This window comes from Enterobacter sp. EGD-HP1, from assembly GCF_000733275.2.
Classification (GTDB): domain Bacteria; phylum Pseudomonadota; class Gammaproteobacteria; order Enterobacterales; family Enterobacteriaceae; genus Enterobacter.
Map to the genome: position 1 here is coordinate 51,964 of NZ_AVOP01000032.1, position 21,793 is coordinate 73,756.

Below are 21,793 nucleotides of genomic sequence, written 5' to 3' on the forward strand. Positions count from 1 at the left end.
CCTTAGCATTCACGCAGATAAGTGAGCGAGTCCTGGTATGCCTGAGCCGGATCCTCGGCGCGTACGCGGCACTCATACACTACGTACCCCTGGTAATTATCCGCACGGAGCTGATCGAACAGGCTGGCAAAATCAAGGCTGCCGCTGCCCGGCTGATAGCGGTGGTTATCTGCGATGTGCACATGTCCCAGCAGATCACGATGCTGATGCAGCGCGTCCGTCAGAGAGTCTTCTTCGATGTTCATATGATAGAAATCGCCGATGATCTGCACGTGCTTCAGGCCGTTCTCTTCGATATAGCGACGCGCGTCAGCCAGGGTGTTGATCATGTGATCCTGATAGCGGTTCAGCGGCTCCAGATAAACGGTCGTCCCGGTGCGTGCCGCGACGTCATCCAGCCAGCGCAGCGAAGCGCTCACCGCGTTGCGGTCGCCTTCGAGGCTGCGTGGAGAGGTCATTGGCGGCAGACGGAAGGTAAACATTCCCCAGGCAGCAGGCACGATAATGCCCTTGCCGCCCACTTCGGCCAGCGCTTCCAGAATGCGTTCGATTTGCTTTAACCCGTTCAGACGACGCTCTTCGATAAAGTCACCAATCCAGCCATCGTATCCGCCGCAGGCCGTCGTCACCGGCAGGCCGGTGGCCTTAATAGCCGCTTTCACATCGGCGAGGTTTTCCACCAGCAGCTTGCCGTCAATTTCATAGCCATCAAAACCCATTGCTTTGATGTACTTGAATTTCTCCAGGATAGTGCTCGGGAAAAAGGCTTGGTTTTGTGTTGCGATTTTCATAATTTGCTCTCCTTAGCTTAAAAAGTGACACCCATTTTGATACTGAGCTCCGGGTGCTGATCGACATACTTCATATAGCTTTCAGCGCTGGTGGTGAAGGTCACAACCGGGTCGATCAGATCGTCACAATTGAGATAACCGTTCATCAGCAATTCCCAGCAGGTCTCTTCGATACGCTTGCGGCTCCAGCGCGGGTAGTCCGGGTTAGGCTCGCTGCAGGCGCGGGAGAAGACAATCTTCGCGTTGTTGAAGTGCGCTTCGCGGCCAAGGTTAAAGCCTTCCGCGAACGGTTTTGCGAAGGCGACATAGGAGATGGTGCCGCCGTAGGCCAGTCCGCGCAGCGCAGATTGCAGCGCATCCGCAAACCCGCTGGTTTCGATGATCACGTCCGCGCCCTGCTTCCCGGTCAGTTTTTTGATTTCCAGACCGACATCAGTGCCGATGGGGTTCAGACAGTGATCCGCACCGTGACGGCGCGCGATCTCGCAGCGATGTTCGATTGGATCAACGCCGATAACCACTGACGCCCCGGCTTTTTTCGCCAGCTGAATCGCAATCTGCCCAATGGCTCCCAGACCGACCACGACCACAAAGTCGCCCACGCGGACGTTGGCATCACGGACGCCGCTCATGGCGAACTGCGCGGGATCGTAGCAAACGGCGTTTTTCCAGGACGCCCCCTGCGGCATTTTGCGCAGCTTGTAGTTGTTCACCGCGTTGACGATGACCGTTTCCTGCAGCGGGCCGTAGCAGCAGACTCTGTCGCCGATCTGATATTCAGTGACGTCATCACCGCATTCGATAATGTCGCCAACAATCATGTTGCCCAGCTGGAACTTACCGAATTCGATACCGCGCGCGGCCCCCTCTTCACGCGGCGTGAACATCTGCCACTCTGCGTTGAAATCTTCATCAATAAACGGGCTTGCCGCACGGAAATCCACCACTTCGGTACCGTGTTTCGGCGCGCCAAAGCGGGCACGAATTTTCACTTCATGAACCGCAACCGGACGATCTTCATACTCCACCAGCGCCGCCACACGAGGCGCTGTCGCAACTAATTTTTTCATGACTGACTCCTTGTTAAAATTGGCCGCCTCAGCCCTTCACGCCACCGGCGGTCAAACCACTTTTAATAAAACGTTCAGACAGGGCGTACATGATGACCACCGGAAGCGCCGTCACCAGCGATGCCGCCATCATGCGACCCCAGATATAATCTGGCGTGCTAAAGAGCGTGTTCAGCCCGACCGGCAAGGTGAAATTGCTGGCGCTGGACAGGAAAATGGACGCAAACAGATAGTCGTTCCACGCCACCATGAAGCAGTAGACAAACACCGATACGAGCCCGGAAATCGCCAGCGGTACGATGATGCGGAAGATGATTTGCAGGCGGTTCAGGCCGTCCATCATCGCGGCTTCTTCGATTTCGTCCGGGATGGTGTCGAAATAGCTGCGCAGCATGAACACCGCTGTCGGTAACGTTTGGGTCACCATGGTGATAATCAGCGCCAGCTCGGTGTCGTAGATCCCAAGGGCAGTGATGATTTTGAACAGCGGCACCACCAGCAATATTCCGGAGAACATGTAGACGGTGTAAAAACTCGCATTGATCGTCGTGCGGCCCTTAAAACGCAGTTTGGATAGAGCGTAAGCCCCCAGCGTGCCGAGAAGCACGGCAATCACGGAGGAGGTCAACGACACCACCATGCTGTTTTTGAAATAGTCCACAAACGGGAAAATCAGCGGGTTAAAGATGTCGACGTAATGCTGCAGCGTCCACGCCTGCGGCAATATGGTCGGGTTAAGCGATATCGCCTCTTTCGCACTCTTAAATGACGTCATTAGCATCACGAAGAACGGGAACAGCGTGATGACCAGAAACACCGCCAGCCCCAGATAAAAACCAATACGGCTCAGTACGCGTTTATTTGTTGCCATTGAGGTTTACCCTTTTTCTGGTCAGCAGAATCACCGCGAAGATGATCACGAACAGCACGACGGAAATCGCCGCAGCTTTACCCAAATCATTGAAAGCGAATGCCGTTTTGTAGAGGTAGACGCCCAAAATATCGACCTTGGTCGTCAACAGGTAGACATCCGCAAACATGTAGAACATCCAGATAGTGCGCAGCGTCACCACCGTTGCCAGCACCGGCATAATCGCGGGCAGCGTAACGATTCGAAAACGCTGCCAGGCATTCGCGCCGTCCATTTCCGCCGCTTCATACAGCGACTTATCAATGGTCTGCAAAATCGCCAGGAACGAAATGAACGCGTACGGGAAGTAGCGCCAGATGGCGAACAGCACCACCAGTACAAAACTGCTGCCAGGATTGTCGAACCACAGGGGCGCCTGGTCATACAGATGCAGCAGGTCAACGCCCAGGTAGTTCACAATGCCGTAGCCGTTGTTGAACATGTATTTCCAGGCAAACACCAGCGAAATGGACGGCGTGACGTAGGACAAAATCACCAGTGAACGCGCCGTTTTCCGCAGACGAAACTCACGGTTAAAGAAGACCGCAACAGCCAGCCCCAACCCCGTGCTGCCGATCACCACCAGCGCGGTGTACCAGAATGTCATCCACAGGGAGTGCCAGAACGCAACATCCCCGAGAATGCGGATGTAGTTATCGAGCCCAACGAACACCGCATCAATACGCGGGTTAAGCGGCAGACGTAAGAAACTGATTTCAATATTGGAAATCATTGGCCAGGCCACCAGGCCCCCCAGCAAAATCAGGCTGGGGGCCAACAGCAGCATGGCGAAAGGCATATCTGAACGACCAGAAAACAACGTCTTCATAATTTCCTTCCGCAGAGCGCTCCTATCGTTGTGAAATCAGATCAGTCAGTCGCTTCTGGCTGTCACTAAGCGTGTTGCTGAGATCGTGTTTTCCCACCGTGACGTTATGCACCATGGAACTGATAATGCCGGACCCGGTTACATCGCCCATACGTGTGAAGTTTTTGTCGCCCACGGCACCAAAGACCTGCACATTCGGGAACTGCGCAATCAGTTCGTAAGGCAGTTGCCCAAACGCTTTAATCACATCGTTGTTTTTCCAGGTATCGGTGCCCACCACCAGCTTGTTAACCGGCAGTGCCGCGCCAGGCGACATCATGACCCAGTCGGTTGCGTTTTGAGCCTGCTCCATCCAGGTCACAAATTTTTCAGCCGCCTGAGTTTCATCTTCCGTTTGACCGGTGGTAATCGTCAGGGACGTGACCATGCCGTAAACAGCAGAAGATGTTTCTGTTGGGACAACGAAGCCCAGGTTGGCAGGGTTTCCATCCTGGAATACCGCGGGCAGGATGTAGGTGGAGTAAACCGCCATCGGCGCAGAACCATTCATGAAGGCATCTTTGATCTCCATGACGTCGTTTGAACCCGGCATGGTGGTCGCGGCCAGGGCTTTATAAAACGCCAGGGCTTTTGCCATTTCAGGGGTTTCAATGTTGACGTTCCCTTTGGCATCAAAAACGTTCGCGCCACCGGAAAGCGCAAACTGGGAGAATGCCTGCTCTGTCATCACGCTTTCCGCGGTGGGCAGCGCAATGCCGTAACGTTTTTTGGCCGGGTTGTTAAGGCTCTGGCTGGCTTTAAGCAGCTGTTCCCAGTTATGTGGCTCCTGGATACCCGCTGCAGCAAGCACATCTTTGTGATACCAGACGCCGGAGAGCCAGGCACTGACTGGCACGCCCGTCCAGGCAGCACCGTCTTCCGTACGAACAACACGCAAGATGCCGTCATAAAAAGTGTTTTCGCCTACCGCTTTAATGGCTTCACCAATCGCTTTGCGATCCAGCAGCTGTTCCTTGTCCATGACTTTGGCGTAGTCGTGGCTGACTTCTATCACCTCAGGCAGCGCGCCCGTTCTGGCGAGCGTAATGACCTTGGTGTTGTAGGCATCCTCTTCTACCGGCACCTGTTTCACCGTGATGCCAGGGTTCTCTTTCTCAAATTTTTCGATCAGCTTCGTGATAACCGCCTGACGCTCCTGCTCGACCGATGAGTGCATAAACTCGATGGTGACAGCAGACTTTTTGTCATCCTTGCAGCCTGATAACAGGGCGCACGAAACCAGTGCTGATATCAGCACAATTCTGGGCATTTTCATTTTTAAGGTCCTTTTTAGTTTTCTTTAATCCACAACACCTGCCATGGATGTAGGGTGAGCGTTTTATCTGTAATATCTTCTCCGGTAATCAACTCCGTCCCGCCTTGAATATCAGATTCCACCGTTTTAATACTATCACTGAAATTAAACAGCGCCGTTATCCTCTCGCCACAGTTCGCCACGCGAAAGATTTTTAAAACATGTTCCCCACACGCGCTAAAATAAGCTTCACTGTCAGGGTGGAATGCTTTTTCCGCCCGACGCAGCGAGATTAGCTGACTTAACGCGCAATAAACCTGATAACGAAGGCTATTTTTATCTTCAAGCGCGCTATCAATTTGTCCTGCTGTGTATTTCTCACGATTTATCGCGCGGTTGTATCCCAGACGTTCAACACCTGCATAATCATTACGCGAGCCGAGAATACTCTGAATATAAACCGCAGGCACGCCGGGGAAGCTTAAGAGGACGGCATGCGCCAGAATAAACCGGGCAATCCGATGGCTATCAAGACTGTCACGCGTACTTAATGCATCCAGATAGGTCACATTAATTTCATAAGGACTGCGAGTACCATCCGGGTTATTTTTCCAGTTAACCAGCGCCCCTTCAGCCTGAAGTTTCTCCACCAGTGAGAGGATTTCCGACTCAGGTAAAATGCCGCGTAACGGATTCAGACCAATCCCGTCATGCGAGGCCAGGAAGTTAAACCAGGTGGTTTTCGTTGAAGGCAGCGTAAGCGACGCTGCCCACTGGCTCAGCGTCCGGACGTTCTGACAATGCACTGCATGCAGTACCAGCGGGGGCAATGAGAACTGATAAACCATCTGCGCTTCATTTTCACCGTCACCGAAGTAAGCAACGTTATCTTTATGCGGAACGTTCGTCTCGGTGATAATCACCGTCCCCGGAGCGACGGCCTCGGTGATAGCGCGGAAAAGCTGGATAAGCTGGTGGGTTTGCTCAAGATGAATGCAGTTTGTTCCGGGTATTTTCCACATGAAGCCTACAGCATCCAGACGAATGTATCGCGCCCCTTCAATCAGGTAATGCAGAAGCACGTCGACCATCGCGATCAGCACCTGCGGAGAGGCGAAATTGAGATCAACCTGGTCCTCGCTGAAGGTCGTCCACAGGTGTCGCACGCTGCCATCATGCAGCGTGAAAGGCGTAAGAAGCGGTAAGGCGCGCGGACGCGTCACCGCGGATAAGTCTGTTTCAGGATCGACAGAAATAAAGAAATCGTCATAGCCCGGCGTTTGCTTAAGATAATTAGCGAACCATTTGCTTTTGGCTGACATATGGTTGCAGACGAAATCAAACATTAAGCTCGCAGACTGTTTTAACTCAGCAACATCTCGCCACGTACCCGTTTCAGGAGCAACTTCATGATAATCAATAACAGAAAACCCGTCGTCTGAAGACCAGGGATAAAAAGGTAAAAGATGGACGTGTGAAAAAGAATGAGAAAGCCATTTGTTATAAAAGCGTGTAAAAACCGGCAGCGCCTTCTCCCCTTTCGCTGAAAGCTGATCGGCATAGGTGATCAGAACAACATCTTTTTCATCCCAGGCCTTTTTACGTTCTTCTGTAATAACAGAAGCGGCCTTTTCAATATTTCCCTTCAGCACAGCAAGATGGGCTTCAGAAAACGTTTCCCCGTAAACAAGATTAATAAGTTCTTTAATTTTTGGATTCATCTCACTTTCCATGGTAGCGGTCCCACGAAGTGGCAATCTACTCCCATGAAAAATATCTGTCAACGGACCGGGGAGGAGAAAAAGGTGTTTGCAAAGCAGCTCAGCGCAATATTGTGAGCTGCCGCAAAGAAAGCACGGGGAAAAAAGATAATGCGGTTAACCGCCGCCAGTCCCTCTCCCGGAAAGGAAAGGGCTAACGCCAGCGGGAATTATTGGGATAAGTAGCGGCGTGAAAGCCGTTTTGCCACCTTTTGCAAAAGCGGTTCGAGCGCCACGGCCAGCACCATTCTAACCGGCTTGCGGGCAACGGATTTTATCGCCCAACCCGCCACACCTGCCGGGCCGAATCGTAATGCAGTCAGCAGGACCAGTTTACCTGCGATTTTCAGGCCGGGTTTTACCTTCTGACCGGCCTGTTGCCAGCGTTGTTTCATCTCATCTCTCTCTTAAAGCTGACGAAAGCGACTTCTCAGCGTAAAGGTATCCGACGTGACATAGCGTTCCATTTCCCGTAGCCGCTTCTCACCGGCGGCGAGTTGCTCATCAACCGCATTAAGAAGATCGCTGCTGGTGGGGGCACCTTCCGCAGCCAGTTCTCCTTCCGGCATCGGATCAAGGACAAACGACAGGACGATGTATGCCACGAGGGTAATAAATGCCAGACCGAAAAAGATCGATAGCACCGTGACCACGCGCACGAGTTTGACCGGAACATCAAGATAATGAGCCAGCCCGGCACAAACGCCGCGCACCATGCCCTGCTGTGGAATACGCCACAACTTTTTGTTCAGATTCAGTCCAGACATTAACGGTCCCTCCAGTTTGGATGTTCAGCATCCAGGATGGCTTCCAGCGCCTGAATGCGTTCGCGCATTTTGTTCGCCTCATCAGTTAGCTGTACCAGACGCTGTTGTTCACTCTGGGAGAGTTCGCCCCGTGAAGAACGGTTGCTGTAGTGCAGCCATAGCCAAATCGGCAAAACGAACAGCACGAAAATTGTCAGGGGAATGGCCAGAAAAAGCGCGCTCATGTGTACTCCTTGTCTTACGATGCGGCACGCTCAGGTGCCGCAGGAATTATTATTGGTTGTCTTGCTTCATTTTGGCTTTCAGTGCCGCCAGCTGCTCGCTGATTTCATCATCGGCCTTCAGGTCGGCGAACTGTTGATCCAGCGACTTCTGCTTACCAATACCGTGGCTTTCGGCTTCCGCTTCCATCTGGTCGATACGACGTTCAAACGATTCAAAACGCGCCATCGCTTCATCTAGCTTACCGCTGTCCAGCTGGCGACGCACGTCGCGGGAAGAGCTTGCCGCCTGGTGACGCAGGGTCAGCGCCTGCTGACGCGCGCGGGTCTCGCTCAGTTTGTTTTCAAGCTCGCCAATCTCTTTCTTCATACGGGTGAGCGTGTCATCCACCAGCGTCACTTCATGCTCAAGCGTCGCGACCATATCGGCCAGCTTTTGTTTTTCGATCAGCGCCGCACGGGCCAGATCCTCTTTATCTTTGCGCAGCGCAAGTTCCGCTTTTTCCTGCCATTCGTTCAGCTGAGCGGTCGCTTGTTCAATACGACGCGTAAGCTGTTTTTTCTCCGCCAGCGCGCGGGCGGAGGTAGAACGCACTTCAACCAGCGTGTCTTCCATCTCCTGAATCATCAGGCGTACCAGCTTCTGCGGATCTTCCGCTTTCTCAAGCAGTGAGTTGATGTTGGCGTTCACGATGTCGGCAAAACGAGAAAAAATACCCATAATCTAATCCTCATAGTTCTGTTATCGGGCTATGCCCTGCTGTACAGATAATACAAACATCGTGCCAACTTTTTATCTTATTGATTTTACTGAGACTGATTGATTTTCATGCAGTGAAGAACTATCCTTCCCTGGTGAATATCGCTAAGGAGTGGTTAATTTCATCATGCCTGGATACAAAGACAATTTACTCGGTGAAGCAAACAGTTTTCTGGAAGTGCTGGAACAGGTCTCTCGCCTGGCGCCGCTCAATAAACCGGTGCTGATTATCGGTGAACGCGGAACGGGGAAAGAGCTGATAGCCAACCGTCTGCATTATTTATCCGGGCGCTGGGACGGCCCCTTCATTTCCCTTAACTGCGCGGCGCTGAATGAAAACCTGCTCGACACCGAGCTCTTCGGCCATGAAGCGGGTGCGTTTACCGGTGCCCAGAAACGCCATCCCGGGCGCTTTGAGCGCGCCGACGGCGGTACGCTGTTTCTTGATGAACTGGCCACCGCGCCCATGCTGGTACAGGAAAAACTGCTGCGCGTGATTGAGTACGGCGAGCTGGAGCGCGTTGGGGGTAGCCAGCCGCTGCAGGTTAACGTGCGCCTGGTGTGCGCCACGAACGCCAACCTGCCGGAAATGGTGGCGGAGGAGAAATTCCGCGCCGACCTGCTTGACCGCCTGGCCTTTGACGTCGTTCAGCTTCCTCCTCTGCGCGAGCGCAAAAGCGACATTATGCTGCTGGCAGACCAGTTTGCGATTCAGATGTGCCGCGAGCTCGGTCTGCCGCTCTTCCCCGGCTTCAGCGATTATGCGCAGGAGACGCTGCTGGCTTATCACTGGCCGGGAAATATCCGCGAACTGAAAAACGTCGTGGAGCGTTCCGTTTATCGCCACGGCAGCAGCGAAACGGAGCTGGATAACATCATTATCGATCCTTTTCAGCGCAGCGCACCGCCGCTGCCCGCACCATCGTCTTCAGGCGACGCCCCCTCTCTCCCCCTTGATTTACGCCAGTTTCAGAACGACCAGGAGAAACAGCTGCTGGAACAAAGCCTGAAGACGGCGAAATATAACCAGAAACGGGCGGCTGAACTGCTGGGTCTGACCTACCATCAGTTAAGGGCATTGCTTAAAAAGCATCAATTGCGCTGACAATATCAGCACTTACCTGCAGACATTTTTACGAAGCAGGCGTAAGTGCGATACACTTTGCAGATCGAACCTAAAAACCTTAAAAATTATGCGTCTGGTTTTATCGTCCTTTTTTGCACTCGGTCTGTTTAGCAGCCTGGCCTTTGCCGCGCCCGGGCTAACGCCGCAGCCTGACATTCGTGACAGCGGCTTCGTCTATTGCGTAAGCGGCCAGGTAGATACCTTCAACCCGCAAAAAGCGGGCAGCGGCCTGATCGTGGATACCCTGGCCGCACAGCTATACGATCGTCTGCTTGATGTTGACCCGTATACCTACCGTCTGGTGCCTGAGCTTGCGGAAAGCTGGGAAGTGCTGGATAACGGCGCAACCTACCGTTTTCATCTGCGCGATGACGTCGCGTTTCAGCGCACACCGTGGTTTACCCCCACGCGCAAGCTGAACGCAGATGACGTGGTCTTCACGTTCCAGCGTATCTTTAACCGCAACCATCCGTGGCATAACGTTAACGGCAGCAACTTCCCCTATTTCGACAGCCTGCAGTTTGCCGACACCGTCAAAAGCGTGCGTAAGCTCGATAACCGGACGGTCGAATTTACGCTGACGCGCCCGGATGCCTCTTTCCTCTGGCACCTGGCGACCCACTATGCGTCGGTCATGTCCGCTGAATACGCGGCGAACCTGACGAAAAAGGATCGTCAGGAGTTAATCGATCGTCAGCCGGTCGGCACCGGTCCGTTCCAGCTGGCCGAATACCGCGCCGGGCAATATATTCGTCTGCAGCGCCATGAGCATTTCTGGCGCGGTACCCCGCTGATGCCGCAGGTGGTGGTCGATCTCGGTTCAGGCGGAACGGGACGTCTGTCGAAACTGCTCACCGGGGAATGCGACGTGCTCGCCTGGCCCGCGGCCAGCCAGCTCACCATCCTGCGCGACGATCCGCGCCTGCGCCTGACGTTACGCCCCGGCATGAATATCGCTTATCTGGCCTTTAACACGGATAAGCCGCCGCTGAATAACCCTGCCGTACGTCACGCTCTGGCGCTGGCAATTAACAACCAGCGTTTGATGCAGTCGATCTACTACGGCACGGCGGAAACCGCCGCCTCAATTTTACCTCGCGCCTCGTGGGCCTATGACGGTGAAGCTAAAATTACGGAATACAATCCGGCAAAAGCGCGTGAGCAGCTAAAAGCGCTGGGGGCGGAAAACCTGACGCTGCAGCTTTGGGTGCCAACCAGTTCCCAGGCGTGGAACCCAAGCCCGCTCAAGACCGCCGAACTGCTGCAGGCGGACATGGCGCAGGTGGGTGTCAAGGTGGTCATAGTACCGGTTGAGGGCCGTTTCCAGGAGGCGCGCCTGATGGACATGAATCATGATTTAACCCTGACCGGCTGGGCGACCGACAGTAACGACCCGGACAGCTTCTTTAGGCCGCTGCTGAGCTGTGCGGCCATAAACTCGCAGACCAACTACGCCCACTGGTGTAACCGGGAGTTTGACGCCGTGCTGCAAAAAGCGCTGGCTTCCCAGCAGCTGGCCTCGCGTATTGACGCCTATGATGAAGCGCAGAAGATCCTCGCCCAGGAACTGCCGGTGCTGCCGCTGGCCTCTTCCCTGCGTCTTCAGGCCTATCGTTATGATATTAAAGGTCTGGTGCTGAGTCCGTTCGGCAACGCCTCGTTCGCCGGCGTGTCGCGTGAGAAAGATCAAGAGGTGAAAAAACCATGATTATTTTTACCTTACGTCGGCTCCTTTTGCTGCTGGTGACGCTCTTTTTCCTGAACTTTGTCGGCTTCAGCCTGAGCTATTTCACGCCCCACGCCCCGCTCCAGGGGTCGTCGCTGTGGGATGCCTGGCTCTTCTGGTTTAACGGACTGCTGCACTGGGATTTCGGCGTGTCCAGCATTAACGGGCAGCTCATTTCCGAGCAGCTGAAAGAGGTGTTCCCGGCCACGATGGAGCTGTGCATTCTGGCCTTCGGCTTTGCCCTGATGCTAGGGATCCCCGTAGGCATGCTGGCCGGGATCTATCGCAACAAATGGCAGGACAAGTTTATCAGCGCCCTCGCCCTGCTCGGCTTCTCTATCCCGGTATTCTGGCTGGCGCTGCTGCTGACGCTGTTCTTCTCGCTGACGATGGGCTGGCTACCGGTTTCGGGTCGCTTTGACCTGCTCTATACGGTGAAAACGGTGACGGGTTTTGCCATCATTGACGCGTGGCTCTCCGATTCGGTGTGGCGCCATGAGATGATCGTCAGCGCCCTGCGCCATATGGTATTGCCGGTGCTGACGCTGGCGGTTGCGCCGACCACCGAAGTGATCCGCCTGATGCGCCTGAGCACCATTGAGGTGTTTGACCAGAACTACGTCAAAGCCGCCGCCACGCGCGGGCTGTCCCGCCTGACCATACTGCGCCGCAACGTCCTGCACAACGCGCTGCCGCCGGTTATTCCGCGTCTGGGATTACAGTTTTCCACCATGCTGACGCTGGCCATGATCACCGAGATGGTCTTTAGCTGGCCGGGTCTGGGGCGATGGCTGATTAACGCCATCCGCCAGCAGGATTACGCCGCTATTTCTGCGGGTGTGATGGTGATTGGTTCGCTGGTGATTATTGTTAACGTGTTGTCCGATATTTTGGGTGCCATGGCCAACCCATTGAAGCATAAGGAATGGTATGCCTTACGATAGCGTATACAGTGAAAAGCGCACGCCCGGTGTGCTGCGCACCGTGTGGCGAAAATTCTATGGTGATACCACGGCAATGATCGGCCTTTACGGCTGTGCCGGCCTGGCGTTGCTTTGCGTCTTTGGCTCGTGGTTTGCGCCGTATGGCATTGACCAGCAGTTCCTTGGCTATCAGCTGCTGCCGCCGTCCTGGTCGCGCTACGGCGAAGTCTCTTTCTTCCTGGGAACGGACGACCTCGGACGTGACGTGTTGAGCCGTCTGCTGAGCGGTGCAGCCCCGACGGTGGGCGGCGCATTTGTGGTGACGCTCGCGGCCACGATCTGTGGGCTGGCGCTTGGTATTTTTGCAGGATCCACGCACGGCCTGCGTTCGGCGGTGCTTAACCATATTCTGGATACGCTGCTGTCGATTCCGTCCCTGCTGCTGGCGATCATCGTTGTTGCCTTTGCCGGTCCGCACCTGTCGCATGCCATGTTCGCGGTCTGGCTGGCTATCCTGCCCCGCATCGTGCGCTCGGTTTACAGTATGGTGCATGATGAGCTGGAAAAAGAGTACGTCGTCGCCGCGCGTCTGGACGGCGCGACGACCTTCAACATTCTGTGGTTTGCAGTGTTGCCAAACATCGCCGCCGGGCTGGTCACGGAGATCACCCGCGCCCTGTCCATGGCGATCCTGGACATCGCGGCGCTCGGCTTCCTCGACCTCGGTGCACAGCTGCCGTCGCCTGAATGGGGTGCGATGCTCGGCGACGCGCTGGAGTTAATCTACGTTGCGCCCTGGACGGTTATGCTGCCGGGGGCGGCCATTATGGTGAGCGTGCTGCTTATCAACCTGCTGGGCGACGGTATTCGCCGTGCAATTAACGCGGGGGTGCAATAATGCCGCTTCTTGATATTCGCAACCTCACCATCGAATTCAAAACCGGTGAAGGGTGGGTTAAAGCCGTCGATCGCATCAGTATTACCCTTGCGGAAGGTGAAATTCGCGGGCTGGTGGGGGAATCCGGCTCGGGAAAAAGCCTGATTGCCAAAGCTATCTGCGGCGTGGCGAAAGACAACTGGCGCGTGACGGCAGACCGTATGCGTTTTGATGATATCGACCTGCTGCGCCTCTCCCCCCGCGAGCGGCGTAAGCTGGTCGGGCATAACGTCTCGATGATTTTCCAGGAGCCGCAGTCCTGTCTCGACCCGTCCGAACGCGTGGGCAAACAGCTGATGCAGAACATTCCCGGCTGGACCTATAAAGGCCGCTGGTGGCAACGCGTTGGCTGGCGTAAGCGTCGCGCCATCGAGCTTTTACACCGCGTCGGGATAAAAGATCACAAAGACGCGATGCGCAGCTTCCCTTATGAGCTGACCGACGGCGAATGTCAGAAAGTGATGATTGCCATCGCGCTGGCAAATCAGCCGCGTTTGCTGATTGCGGATGAGCCCACCAACGCGATGGAACCCACCACGCAGGCGCAAATTTTCCGCCTGCTGTCGCGTCTTAACCAGAATAACAACACCACCATCTTGCTGATCAGCCATGACCTGCAAATGCTCAGCAAATGGGCGGATAAAATTGACGTGATGTACTGCGGGCAAACGGTCGAAACCGCGCCGAGTGAAGATCTGATTAACGCCCCGCATCATCCGTATACGCAGGCGCTTATCCGCGCCATTCCGGATTTTGGCAGCGCCATGCCGCATAAAAGCCGCCTGAATACCCTGCCGGGGGCGATTCCGCTGCTTGAATCCCTGCCGATAGGCTGTCGTCTGGGTCCGCGGTGCCCTTATGCTCAGCGTAGATGTATCGAGACGCCGCGCCTGACCGGGGCCAAAAATCATTTATACGCCTGTCATTTCCCGCTGAACATGGAGAGAGAGTGAAATGGTCGAAACCTTACTGGAAGTCCGCAACCTGAGTAAGACCTTTCGCTACCGCACGGGGCTGTTTCATCGCCAGACTGTCGACGCGGTGAAGCCGCTGAGCTTTACGCTGCGTGAAAAACAGACCCTGGCGATCATCGGCGAGAACGGTTCCGGGAAATCCACCCTGGCGAAAATGCTCGCCGGCATGGTTGAACCGACTGCAGGCGAGGTGTTGATTGACGATCATCCTCTGACGTTCGGCGATTACTCTTTCCGCAGCCAGCGCATCCGCATGATCTTCCAGGATCCGTCTACCTCGCTTAATCCGCGCCAGCGCATTTCGCAGATCCTCGATTTTCCGCTGCGTCTGAACACCGACCTGGAGCCGGAGGCCCGCCGTAAGCGCGTATTTGAAACCCTGCGTATGGTTGGGCTGTTACCTGATCACGAAAGCTACTACCCGCATATGCTGGCCCCCGGCCAGAAACAGCGTCTGGGTCTGGCGCGAGCATTGATTTTGCGGCCAAAAGTGATCATTGCCGATGAAGCGCTTGCCTCGCTGGATATGTCGATGCGCTCGCAGCTGATTAACCTGATGCTGGAATTGCAGGAAAAACAGGGGATCTCGTATATCTACGTCACCCAACATCTGGGAATGATGAAGCACATCAGCGATCAGGTGATGGTCATGCACCAGGGAGAAGTTGTCGAGCGCGGCAGCACGGCGGATGTGATGGCCTCCCCGCTTCATGAGCTGACAAAACGGCTGATTGCCGGTCATTTCGGTGAAGCATTAACCGCCGATGCATGGCGCAAAGACCGTTAAATAAACGTTGCACTGTTCAATAAGGATTAAATAGCTTTTACACGCTGTTTAGTCCTTCAATTTTTTCATCTCCACTCCTGCTCCATATTCTAAGCAAAATAAACCAACAGTCCTTCTCCAGAATATCCGGTCATTACGGAGGAGAAGAGATGAACACCACCACTTACGTTCTAAAATACACCGAGTATCTCATCAGAAAATGCCGTTCATTTTTAATGACGGACCTGCACTTTCATACTGTAAGGCTTAAGAAAACAGCCGGGGAAACCCCTGACATTCAATCACCCACGACGTTGAGTGAAAAAATATGTCATCGTCTGGTCTATGACCATAATAACTTCTACACGATGCTCGCCGATAAACTCGCCGTTCGGGCATACGTTTCCTCCAGAACAACGCGCGTGAAGACGGTGCCATTAATTGGCGTTTATTCCCGGCCGTCGCAGATTGATTTTTCAGTACTCCCTGACAAATTCGTCCTTAAGTGCAACCATGACAGCGGCAGCACAATAATATGTACCAACAAAGCGCAATTCAATGTCAGGGAAGCGTGTAAAAAACTGAGCCTCGCATTAAGGAAAAATTTGTACTACACCACGCGCGAATGGCAGTACAAAAACATTACCCCGAGTATTCTTTGCGAGCCATTTGTCGATCTCTTTGACGATGCTGACAGGAACACTACGCCCGAAATGCTGCGGATCCATTGCTTTCACGGCGTTGCCCACTATGTAGAGGCGGATTTTACCGATGATAACGGCAACGGTTTTATCAACGTTTATGACAGGCACTGGAACTTACAACCCTTCCGGATGGAATATCCGAATACTTCAGCAGAGCCTGGCGAACCGCTTTTGTTCCGACAGGCATTGCTGGCCTCCCAGGAGCTTGCGGATGGACTTGACTACTGCCGCGTTGACCTGATGCTAAAGAAAGATGAAATCTATTTCAGTGAAATAACCTTAAGCCCGAGGCGCGGAAAACTGACGATTACCCCGCAGGAATGGGATGCTAAGTTAGGAAAAATATGGCATTTATCGCCGGCAGGCGCATTTGACCTGCCGCTGAAACTCACGCGTCGGGCCAGGTAAGTTTAAATATCGAGTGGTTTTGCGTCGATAAGGTGTAGGTAACATCGCCACCATGCGCAAGCATGATGGCTTTTACCACCGACAAGCCCAAACCACAGCCTTCCGGGTTCACATGTCTGGCGCCATTATCGCGCTGAAAGGGCTGAAACAGGAAATCATGAAACTCCCTGGGTATGCCCGGTCCGCCGTCCTGAATAAGGATATAATTGCCTTTATCCGAAACGCCATTTTTCACGATGAGCGTGCGCGAGGTTGAATAATGTAAGGCATTATCAAATAAAACGGTCAGACACTGATTGATGCGTAACGGATCGAATACGCATTGCTGCTCCCTCAGGTCTGTATTGACGGTAAACGCCTTACGGCTGAACTCGGGCATGAACGTATCGAGTGCGTTCTGTATTGTCCCTTTTAGATCCGTTCTTGACTTGCACAGCGTGTATCCCGCCCCGCCATTCGAACTGACAACCCGGAGATCCTCAATCAGGCGGGTTAACCCTTCCGTCTGTTTAAGAAGATTATTAAAAAGCACCGGCTCAGGGGTAAAAACACCGTCAACCAACCCCTGAAGCCGTCCGCGTAAGATCGTGACCGGGGTTCTCAGCTCATGCGCGATAGCGGCATTCCAGGATTTCCTCTGAATATCCAGCGTCTGTAATTTTTCCGCCATTTCATTGAAATCCGTCACCAGGTGATTGATCTCACCCAGCCTGGAACTGGCGCAGAATGCCCTGGCGTCCAGATCGCCCTGAGAAATCTTTTTCAGGCTGGACGCTACCGCGTTTAGCGGGGTGAGGATTCGCGATGACAGTTTGACCGTGAAAAAGAGGGCAATAATCAGACTGATCGTTGTCGCGGTCCCAATCCATACCCAGTCCCACATCGTCATCTGCTCGTCATCGCCCGCAGCAGGGCCGCCGGGGAGGTGATCCAGAATAAAGGAGTAAAAAAACCACGAGCCCAGTACGGCGATAGCGATTATCGTAAACGTCAGCAACAGCATGTACGTTAAGATCTGACGACTCAGGACAGACTCTTTGTTCATTTTTTTTCCCCAAGCCGGTAGCCCATCCCTCTGATGCTCTCGGGAACACCATAAAGACCGGCAAGCTCCAGTTTTTTACGCAACTTGCTCATATGGCTGTCGACCGTTCTGTCGAGCGTATCCCCTTCCGGCAGACACGCGTTGAGTAACTCCTCGCGGGAACAAACCTTTCGTGGATATCGCACCAGCCAGGTCAGTAATTTAAATTCGGTCGTCGTTAATACCGGAGAGGTAACCTCTTCGCCAACGGTAACTTCCACATAGAAGTCATCCGGATAGACCGTAATAAAAGGCGTTCTGAGCGGCAGGGAACCCACCTGCTGAAGCGCGGGTTTTGTCCTGCGCAGCACCGCCTCAACCCGCGCGACAACCTCAGAAGGGTTGAAGGGTTTGATCACGTAATCATCCGCCCCCAGTCTCAGCCCCATGAGCTTATCGACATCCTGATCGAGTGCGGAAACCATAATGACGGGGACAGCACTTTCCTGACGAAGCGTGGTAAGCACGCTCCAGCCGTCACATACGGGCAGGTGAATGTCCAGCAATATGAGATCCGGTTTATGCAGGCGATTGAGTGCGATGGCCTGTTCGCCCTGCATGGCTCTGAGCGTTTTCATTCCTGAACGCTCTAAGTAACTCATCAGTATATCGGCGATGTCGTCTTCATCTTCAACAACAAGGATCAGCGTATTTTTGTGCATTTTATCTCCGCGGGTGAAATCCCTTTGAGCTCGCTATCAGATATCTTTAGGACAATAAGACACAGCCTCCGGGAAAAAGTGCCGTAGTTGCGAAAATTTCCCGGCTGATTTACCTGCGCGGTTATTTCTCCATACAGCCTACACATTCCGTCAATAAAGACTCGACAATGTCGGTTCAAAATCGCTATTGGGGTATAACCCTTTTTGCAGTGAGCGTTGCAAATTAATCCTGTTACTTAAAGACTTTATGAAGCTGGCTGGAATAATGAACACGGAACTTTCTAAATATTTCTCTCCCAAAAAACTGGGTATATATTCCCTGTTTCTGCTGCTGTCGTGGGGATTACTTTATACCTGGCTGGTGCTAATACACAGAATGGATGAAAAAGTCGCCTCGACGCTGCTCTCTTCACCCATCATCTATGGCTGTATCGCATTGTCGGTGGTCTCTCTGATGATCCAAAATAAAGCTGGCGCGTTGACCGAGCTGCTTGTCGTCGCCTTCTGGCTAATGGTGATTTTTGTTTATCTCATTATTACGTTCACCGTGCTGTTAAACGCGATGCCCGATATCGAGGATCTGATCTTCTACTACGAGTGTTATTTGATTATATTTTTTGGCGGAGCACCGCTGTACCTCATTCTGAGAATGATTTGAGCCGCTGCTCCACACGTCCTCCATAAACCGCCCATGTCCGCTAAACAGGCTCGCGGTAGACTCTCTACTGACTTATATTCACGTAACTGGACGTTATTTTAATGCCTCATTTTTTTATTGAACGCCCCATATTCGCCTGGGTGGTGGCGCTTTTTATTGTTCTGGCGGGACTGCTGTCTATTCCCCGTTTACCCGTCGCACAGTATCCGGCGGTGGCACCGCCTGGGATCATTATTTCCGTCAGTTACCCGGGTGCCAGCCCCGATATCATGAATACGTCGGTGGTGTCGTTAATCGAGCGTGAAATCTCTGGCGTCGATAACTTGCTCTATTTCGAATCATCCAGTGACACAACCGGGTCGGCATCGATTACCGTCACGTTTAAACCGGGCACGGATATCAAGCTGGCGCAGATGGACCTGCAGAATCAGATTAAGATCGTTGAGCCTCGTCTGCCTCAGGCGGTAAGGCAAAACGGCATTAACGTCGAGGCCGCTAATTCTGGCTTTTTAATGATGGTGGGGCTGAAGTCCACGGCAGGTCAATTTGAGGAAGCCGATTTAAGCGACTATTTTGCCAGAAACGTCAGCGACGAGCTTCGTCGCGTGCCCGGCGTAGGAAAAGTTCAGCTGTTTGGCGGCGAAAAAGCGCTGCGCATCTGGCTGGATCCCATGAAGCTCCACGGCTATGGGCTCTCGGTAAGCGATGTTCTTACCGCCGTTGGCCAGCAAAATGCCCTGGTTTCGCCCGGTAAAACGGGAGACGAGCCCGCAGCGGCAGGACAAGGGGTGACGTATCCCATCACCGTGAAGGGACAACTCTCCTCGGTCGAGGCGTTCAGGAATATCACCCTGAAATCTGACGCATCCGGCGCCCGCCTGAAACTGTCCGACATTGCACGGGTTGAATCTGGCCTGCAAAGCTACGCCTTTGGTATCCGCGAAAACGGGGTTCCTGCGACGGCGGCGGCAATTCAGCTGTCGCCAGGCGCCAACGCAATGAGTACGGCTTCAGGCGTGCGTGCGCGCATCGACGAACTTTCCCGGGTATTACCCGACGGAATGGCGTTTACGGTGCCCTTCGATACCGCGCCGTTTGTGAAACTTTCTATCATGAAGGTTGTTCAGACGTTTGTGGAAGCGATGGTCCTCGTCTTCCTGGTTATGCTGCTGTTTCTGCATAAGATACGCTGTACGCTTATCCCGGCGATTGTTGCTCCCGTCGCGCTTCTTGGCACCTTCGCGGTGATGCTATTGAGCGGCTACTCCATCAATATTCTGACGATGTTCGGCATGGTGCTGGCGATCGGGATTATCGTTGATGATGCCATCGTGGTTGTAGAAAACGTTGAACGACTGATGGAGGAAAAAAGCCTGTCCCCGCGTGACGCCACGCGGCAAGCCATGCAGGAAATTACCCCGGCGATTATAGGGATCACGCTGGTGCTAACCGCGGTCTTTATCCCCATGGGGTTTGCTGAAGGATCCGTCGGGATTATCTACCGACAATTTTGTATTTCCATGGCGGTCTCCATACTGCTGTCCGCGTTTCTGGCCCTGACGCTGACGCCCGCCCTGTGCGCAACGTTACTCAGGCCGCATAAGGCAGGAAAGAGCGGAAGTGGACGGTTCGCGGCCGGGTTTAACGCGCGCTTCCGTTCGCTCACCGTCTGCTACGAAGCCGGGCTGGGTGCCGTTCTGAAGCGAACCGGACGTATGCTGCTCCTGTACGTTGCGCTTTGCGCTGCGCTGTTTTTGGGATTGTCTTCGTTACCGTCGTCCTTTCTGCCGGACGAAGATCAGGGCTACTTTATGTCCTCAATCCAGCTGCCTTCTGACGCCACGATGCAGCGCACCCTCAACGTGGTTAAAAAGTTTGAAGAGGAAATTGCGGCCCGGCCGGATATTGAAAGCAACATTATGATCCTGGGGTTTGGATTCTCAGGTTCAGGACCAAATTCGGCTATGGCCTTCACCACGCTTAAGGACTGGAAAAATCGGCAGGGCTCGACGGCTCAGGGTGAAGCCGACCATATCCAGGCCAGCATGGCCAACGTCTCTGATGCCGTCACGATGAGCCTGCTCCCGCCGGCCATTTCGGATATGGGCACCTCCTCGGGCTTCACCTGGTACGTGCAGGACAGAGCGGGACTGGGCTACGAGGCGTTAAAGCGCGCTGCCGACGCGCTGGTCCTGCACGCTAACCGGCGCCCTGAGCTGAGTGACGTTTACATAGACGGTCTGCCGGAAGGAACAAGCCTTGCGCTCCAGGTGGACAGAGAAAAGGCGGAAGCGATGGGCGTCTCATTTGATGAAATCAACCAGACGCTCTCCGTCACCCTGGGCTCAAATTACGTCAATGACTATACGAACAACGGCCGCGTTCAGCAGGTGATTATTCAGGCCGATGCGCCCTACCGAATGCAGCCTGCGCAGATACTGAATTTATCAGTGAAAAACCGGATGGGTCAGATGGTGCCGGTATCGACCTTTGCCACGCTTTCGTGGAACGTTGCGCCGCAGCAGTTGACGCGTTACCAGGGATATTCTGCGATTCGCATTACCGGAAATGCGGCGCCGGGAGAGTCCAGCGGCACCGCAATGAAGGTTATGGAGGACGTGTCCAGGAGCCTGCCTCAGGGCATGGCGGGCGAGTGGGCCGGGAGTTCATTGCAGGAGAGAAAATCGGAATCTCAGCTTCCGGGCCTTATCGTCCTGTCGATACTGGTCGTATTTATGGTACTCGCCGCCCTGTATGAGAGCTGGTCTATTCCTTTTGCGGTCATGCTGGTGGTTCCGCTGGGTCTTATCGGCGCGGCGATCGCGGTGTCCGTTGCCGGCATGACGAATGACGTTTTCTTCAAGGTCGGCCTGATTACGCTTATCGGCCTGTCGGCCAAGAACGCTATTCTGATTGTTGAATTTGCGAGGCAGCTACATCGCCAGGGGCAGCACCTGCTGTCGGCAACTATCCATGCCGCAAGCCAGCGCCTGCGTCCCATTCTGATGACATCGCTAGCCTTCACCTTAGGGGTTGTTCCCTTGATGCTGGCCAGTGGTGCCAGCGACAGTACGCAGCATGCCATCGGTACCGGCGTATTTGGCGGCATGATCAGCGGTACGCTTCTCGCGATCTTCTTCGTACCGGTTTTCTTTATCGTCATTGCGCGTTTCGTCGACAACATCAGGAAAGTGTAAATACCCTGGCGGAATCGCGCTCCCTCTCTGGTTGGATGAGGCGAAGCTGTTTCCGGGTGATATACTGGACGAATGCTGAAATTTTGAGCCCCCGCGGGTCCTCGGCGCATTCTTCGGGGCAGGCGTCTTCGGAGAAGTGCGAGAAATATCGTGACACAAGGGGCTGTGAGTGGGCTATAATTTCGAGCTAATTTCGAATGATTTTGAAATACTGCCTGTAACGCTA

Annotated in this window: 21 protein-coding genes; 9 read left to right on the forward strand and 12 right to left on the reverse strand. The window is 53.9% G+C overall.

Features of this window, described 5'->3' with window-relative positions; all coding sequences use genetic code 11:
• Positions 1-2: 2 nt before the first annotated feature.
• From N037_RS15890 to pspA, 10 genes are all read right to left on the reverse strand, one after another.
• Positions 3-791, reverse strand: coding sequence for a sugar phosphate isomerase/epimerase family protein (locus N037_RS15890; RefSeq protein WP_032642133.1), 789 nt, complete (start codon positions 789-791; stop codon positions 3-5).
• Positions 792-808: 17 nt separating this feature from the next.
• A complete protein-coding gene (locus tag N037_RS15895) occupies positions 809-1,861 on the reverse strand; it encodes a zinc-dependent alcohol dehydrogenase (RefSeq protein ID WP_023335919.1) in 1,053 nt (350 codons plus the stop codon).
• A 28-nt stretch (positions 1,862-1,889) separates the two neighbouring features.
• On the reverse strand, positions 1,890-2,732 hold the full coding sequence (locus N037_RS15900) for a carbohydrate ABC transporter permease (protein WP_032642135.1): 843 nt from the start codon (positions 2,730-2,732) through the stop codon (positions 1,890-1,892).
• Positions 2,719-3,600, reverse strand: coding sequence for a carbohydrate ABC transporter permease (locus N037_RS15905; protein ID WP_023335921.1), 882 nt, complete (start codon positions 3,598-3,600; stop codon positions 2,719-2,721). Before N037_RS15905 ends, N037_RS15900 begins: the two co-directional genes overlap by 14 nt.
• 22 nt (positions 3,601-3,622) lie before the next feature.
• Positions 3,623-4,915, reverse strand: coding sequence for an ABC transporter substrate-binding protein (locus N037_RS15910; protein WP_032642137.1), 1,293 nt, complete (start codon positions 4,913-4,915; stop codon positions 3,623-3,625).
• Between the two features lie 14 nt (positions 4,916-4,929).
• Entirely contained in the window at positions 4,930-6,627 is a 1,698-nt protein-coding gene (locus N037_RS15915) for a sugar phosphorylase (protein WP_032642139.1), read from the reverse strand.
• A gap of 197 nt (positions 6,628-6,824) precedes the next feature.
• Positions 6,825-7,049 (reverse strand): phage shock protein PspD, encoded by a 225-nt coding sequence (gene pspD, locus N037_RS15920; protein WP_023335924.1) that lies wholly within the window; start codon positions 7,047-7,049, stop codon positions 6,825-6,827.
• A 12-nt stretch (positions 7,050-7,061) separates the two neighbouring features.
• Positions 7,062-7,421, reverse strand: coding sequence for an envelope stress response membrane protein PspC (pspC, locus tag N037_RS15925; RefSeq protein WP_023617934.1), 360 nt, complete (start codon positions 7,419-7,421; stop codon positions 7,062-7,064).
• Positions 7,421-7,645 carry an envelope stress response membrane protein PspB gene (pspB, locus tag N037_RS15930; RefSeq protein ID WP_023335925.1) on the reverse strand — a complete coding sequence of 75 codons (225 nt, stop codon included), beginning with the start codon at positions 7,643-7,645 and terminating at the stop codon, positions 7,421-7,423. The genes pspC and pspB overlap by 1 nt, the downstream gene beginning before the upstream one ends.
• Positions 7,646-7,694: 49 nt before the next feature.
• A complete protein-coding gene (gene pspA / locus N037_RS15935) occupies positions 7,695-8,363 on the reverse strand; it encodes a phage shock protein PspA (RefSeq protein WP_023617933.1) in 669 nt (222 codons plus the stop codon).
• Between the two features lie 166 nt (positions 8,364-8,529).
• Here pspA and pspF point away from each other — a divergent pair, with 166 nt between their 5' ends.
• The 7 genes from pspF (at position 8,530) to N037_RS15970 (ending at position 15,966) form a co-directional block, all read left to right on the forward strand.
• Positions 8,530-9,507, forward strand: a complete 978-nt coding sequence (pspF, locus tag N037_RS15940; protein WP_032642143.1) for a phage shock protein operon transcriptional activator — start codon at positions 8,530-8,532, stop codon at positions 9,505-9,507.
• Between the two features lie 88 nt (positions 9,508-9,595).
• A complete protein-coding gene (gene sapA, locus N037_RS15945) occupies positions 9,596-11,236 on the forward strand; it encodes an ABC transporter substrate-binding protein SapA (RefSeq protein ID WP_032642149.1) in 1,641 nt (546 codons plus the stop codon).
• Positions 11,233-12,198: a putrescine export ABC transporter permease SapB gene (sapB, locus tag N037_RS15950; protein WP_032642151.1), complete on the forward strand. Its 966-nt coding sequence runs from the start codon at positions 11,233-11,235 to the stop codon at positions 12,196-12,198. The genes sapA and sapB overlap by 4 nt, the downstream gene beginning before the upstream one ends.
• Positions 12,185-13,075, forward strand: a complete 891-nt coding sequence (sapC, locus tag N037_RS15955) for a putrescine export ABC transporter permease SapC (RefSeq protein WP_023335930.1) — start codon at positions 12,185-12,187, stop codon at positions 13,073-13,075. The genes sapB and sapC overlap by 14 nt, the downstream gene beginning before the upstream one ends.
• Positions 13,075-14,067 carry a putrescine export ABC transporter ATP-binding protein SapD gene (sapD, locus tag N037_RS15960; RefSeq protein WP_032642153.1) on the forward strand — a complete coding sequence of 331 codons (993 nt, stop codon included), beginning with the start codon at positions 13,075-13,077 and terminating at the stop codon, positions 14,065-14,067. Before sapC ends, sapD begins: the two co-directional genes overlap by 1 nt.
• 1 nt (position 14,068) lies before the next feature.
• Positions 14,069-14,875 carry a putrescine export ABC transporter ATP-binding protein SapF gene (sapF, locus tag N037_RS15965; RefSeq protein ID WP_023312051.1) on the forward strand — a complete coding sequence of 269 codons (807 nt, stop codon included), beginning with the start codon at positions 14,069-14,071 and terminating at the stop codon, positions 14,873-14,875.
• A gap of 149 nt (positions 14,876-15,024) precedes the next feature.
• Positions 15,025-15,966, forward strand: a complete 942-nt coding sequence (locus tag N037_RS15970; RefSeq protein ID WP_032642158.1) for an ATP-grasp fold amidoligase family protein — start codon at positions 15,025-15,027, stop codon at positions 15,964-15,966.
• Here N037_RS15970 and N037_RS15975 read toward each other — a convergent pair.
• Positions 15,947-17,011, reverse strand: coding sequence for an ATP-binding protein (locus N037_RS15975; protein ID WP_032642160.1), 1,065 nt, complete (start codon positions 17,009-17,011; stop codon positions 15,947-15,949). The two genes, N037_RS15970 and N037_RS15975, sit on opposite strands and share 20 nt — an antisense overlap.
• Positions 17,008-17,712 carry a response regulator gene (locus tag N037_RS15980; protein WP_032642162.1) on the reverse strand — a complete coding sequence of 235 codons (705 nt, stop codon included), beginning with the start codon at positions 17,710-17,712 and terminating at the stop codon, positions 17,008-17,010. Before N037_RS15980 ends, N037_RS15975 begins: the two co-directional genes overlap by 4 nt.
• Positions 17,713-17,977: 265 nt before the next feature.
• On the opposite strand from N037_RS15980, the gene crrC reads away from it, so the two are divergent.
• Positions 17,978-18,370: a colistin resistant protein CrrC gene (gene crrC / locus N037_RS15985; protein ID WP_023335935.1), complete on the forward strand. Its 393-nt coding sequence runs from the start codon at positions 17,978-17,980 to the stop codon at positions 18,368-18,370.
• A 101-nt stretch (positions 18,371-18,471) separates the two neighbouring features.
• Positions 18,472-21,567 carry a multidrug efflux RND transporter permease subunit gene (locus tag N037_RS15990; RefSeq protein WP_032642164.1) on the forward strand — a complete coding sequence of 1,032 codons (3,096 nt, stop codon included), beginning with the start codon at positions 18,472-18,474 and terminating at the stop codon, positions 21,565-21,567.
• Positions 21,568-21,793 lie beyond the last annotated feature (226 nt).

Bases quoted from the DNA above. Each gene is read 5' to 3' on its own strand.
- N037_RS15890 (WP_032642133.1), bottom strand. From the start codon at position 791: ATGAAAATCGCAACACAAAACCAAGCCTTTTTCCCGAGCACTATCCTG.
- N037_RS15895 (WP_023335919.1), bottom strand. From the start codon at position 1,861: ATGAAAAAATTAGTTGCGACAGCGCCTCGTGTGGCGGCGCTGGTGGAG.
- N037_RS15900 (WP_032642135.1), bottom strand. From the start codon at position 2,732: ATGGCAACAAATAAACGCGTACTGAGCCGTATTGGTTTTTATCTGGGG.
- N037_RS15905 (WP_023335921.1), bottom strand. From the start codon at position 3,600: ATGAAGACGTTGTTTTCTGGTCGTTCAGATATGCCTTTCGCCATGCTG.
- N037_RS15910 (WP_032642137.1), bottom strand. From the start codon at position 4,915: ATGAAAATGCCCAGAATTGTGCTGATATCAGCACTGGTTTCGTGCGCC.
- N037_RS15915 (WP_032642139.1), bottom strand. From the start codon at position 6,627: ATGGAAAGTGAGATGAATCCAAAAATTAAAGAACTTATTAATCTTGTT.
- pspD (WP_023335924.1), bottom strand. From the start codon at position 7,049: ATGAAACAACGCTGGCAACAGGCCGGTCAGAAGGTAAAACCCGGCCTG.
- pspC (WP_023617934.1), bottom strand. From the start codon at position 7,421: ATGTCTGGACTGAATCTGAACAAAAAGTTGTGGCGTATTCCACAGCAG.
- pspB (WP_023335925.1), bottom strand. From the start codon at position 7,645: ATGAGCGCGCTTTTTCTGGCCATTCCCCTGACAATTTTCGTGCTGTTC.
- pspA (WP_023617933.1), bottom strand. From the start codon at position 8,363: ATGGGTATTTTTTCTCGTTTTGCCGACATCGTGAACGCCAACATCAAC.
- pspF (WP_032642143.1), top strand. From the start codon at position 8,530: ATGCCTGGATACAAAGACAATTTACTCGGTGAAGCAAACAGTTTTCTG.
- sapA (WP_032642149.1), top strand. From the start codon at position 9,596: ATGCGTCTGGTTTTATCGTCCTTTTTTGCACTCGGTCTGTTTAGCAGC.
- sapB (WP_032642151.1), top strand. From the start codon at position 11,233: ATGATTATTTTTACCTTACGTCGGCTCCTTTTGCTGCTGGTGACGCTC.
- sapC (WP_023335930.1), top strand. From the start codon at position 12,185: ATGCCTTACGATAGCGTATACAGTGAAAAGCGCACGCCCGGTGTGCTG.
- sapD (WP_032642153.1), top strand. From the start codon at position 13,075: ATGCCGCTTCTTGATATTCGCAACCTCACCATCGAATTCAAAACCGGT.
- sapF (WP_023312051.1), top strand. From the start codon at position 14,069: ATGGTCGAAACCTTACTGGAAGTCCGCAACCTGAGTAAGACCTTTCGC.
- N037_RS15970 (WP_032642158.1), top strand. From the start codon at position 15,025: ATGAACACCACCACTTACGTTCTAAAATACACCGAGTATCTCATCAGA.
- N037_RS15975 (WP_032642160.1), bottom strand. From the start codon at position 17,011: ATGAACAAAGAGTCTGTCCTGAGTCGTCAGATCTTAACGTACATGCTG.
- N037_RS15980 (WP_032642162.1), bottom strand. From the start codon at position 17,712: ATGCACAAAAATACGCTGATCCTTGTTGTTGAAGATGAAGACGACATC.
- crrC (WP_023335935.1), top strand. From the start codon at position 17,978: ATGAACACGGAACTTTCTAAATATTTCTCTCCCAAAAAACTGGGTATA.
- N037_RS15990 (WP_032642164.1), top strand. From the start codon at position 18,472: ATGCCTCATTTTTTTATTGAACGCCCCATATTCGCCTGGGTGGTGGCG.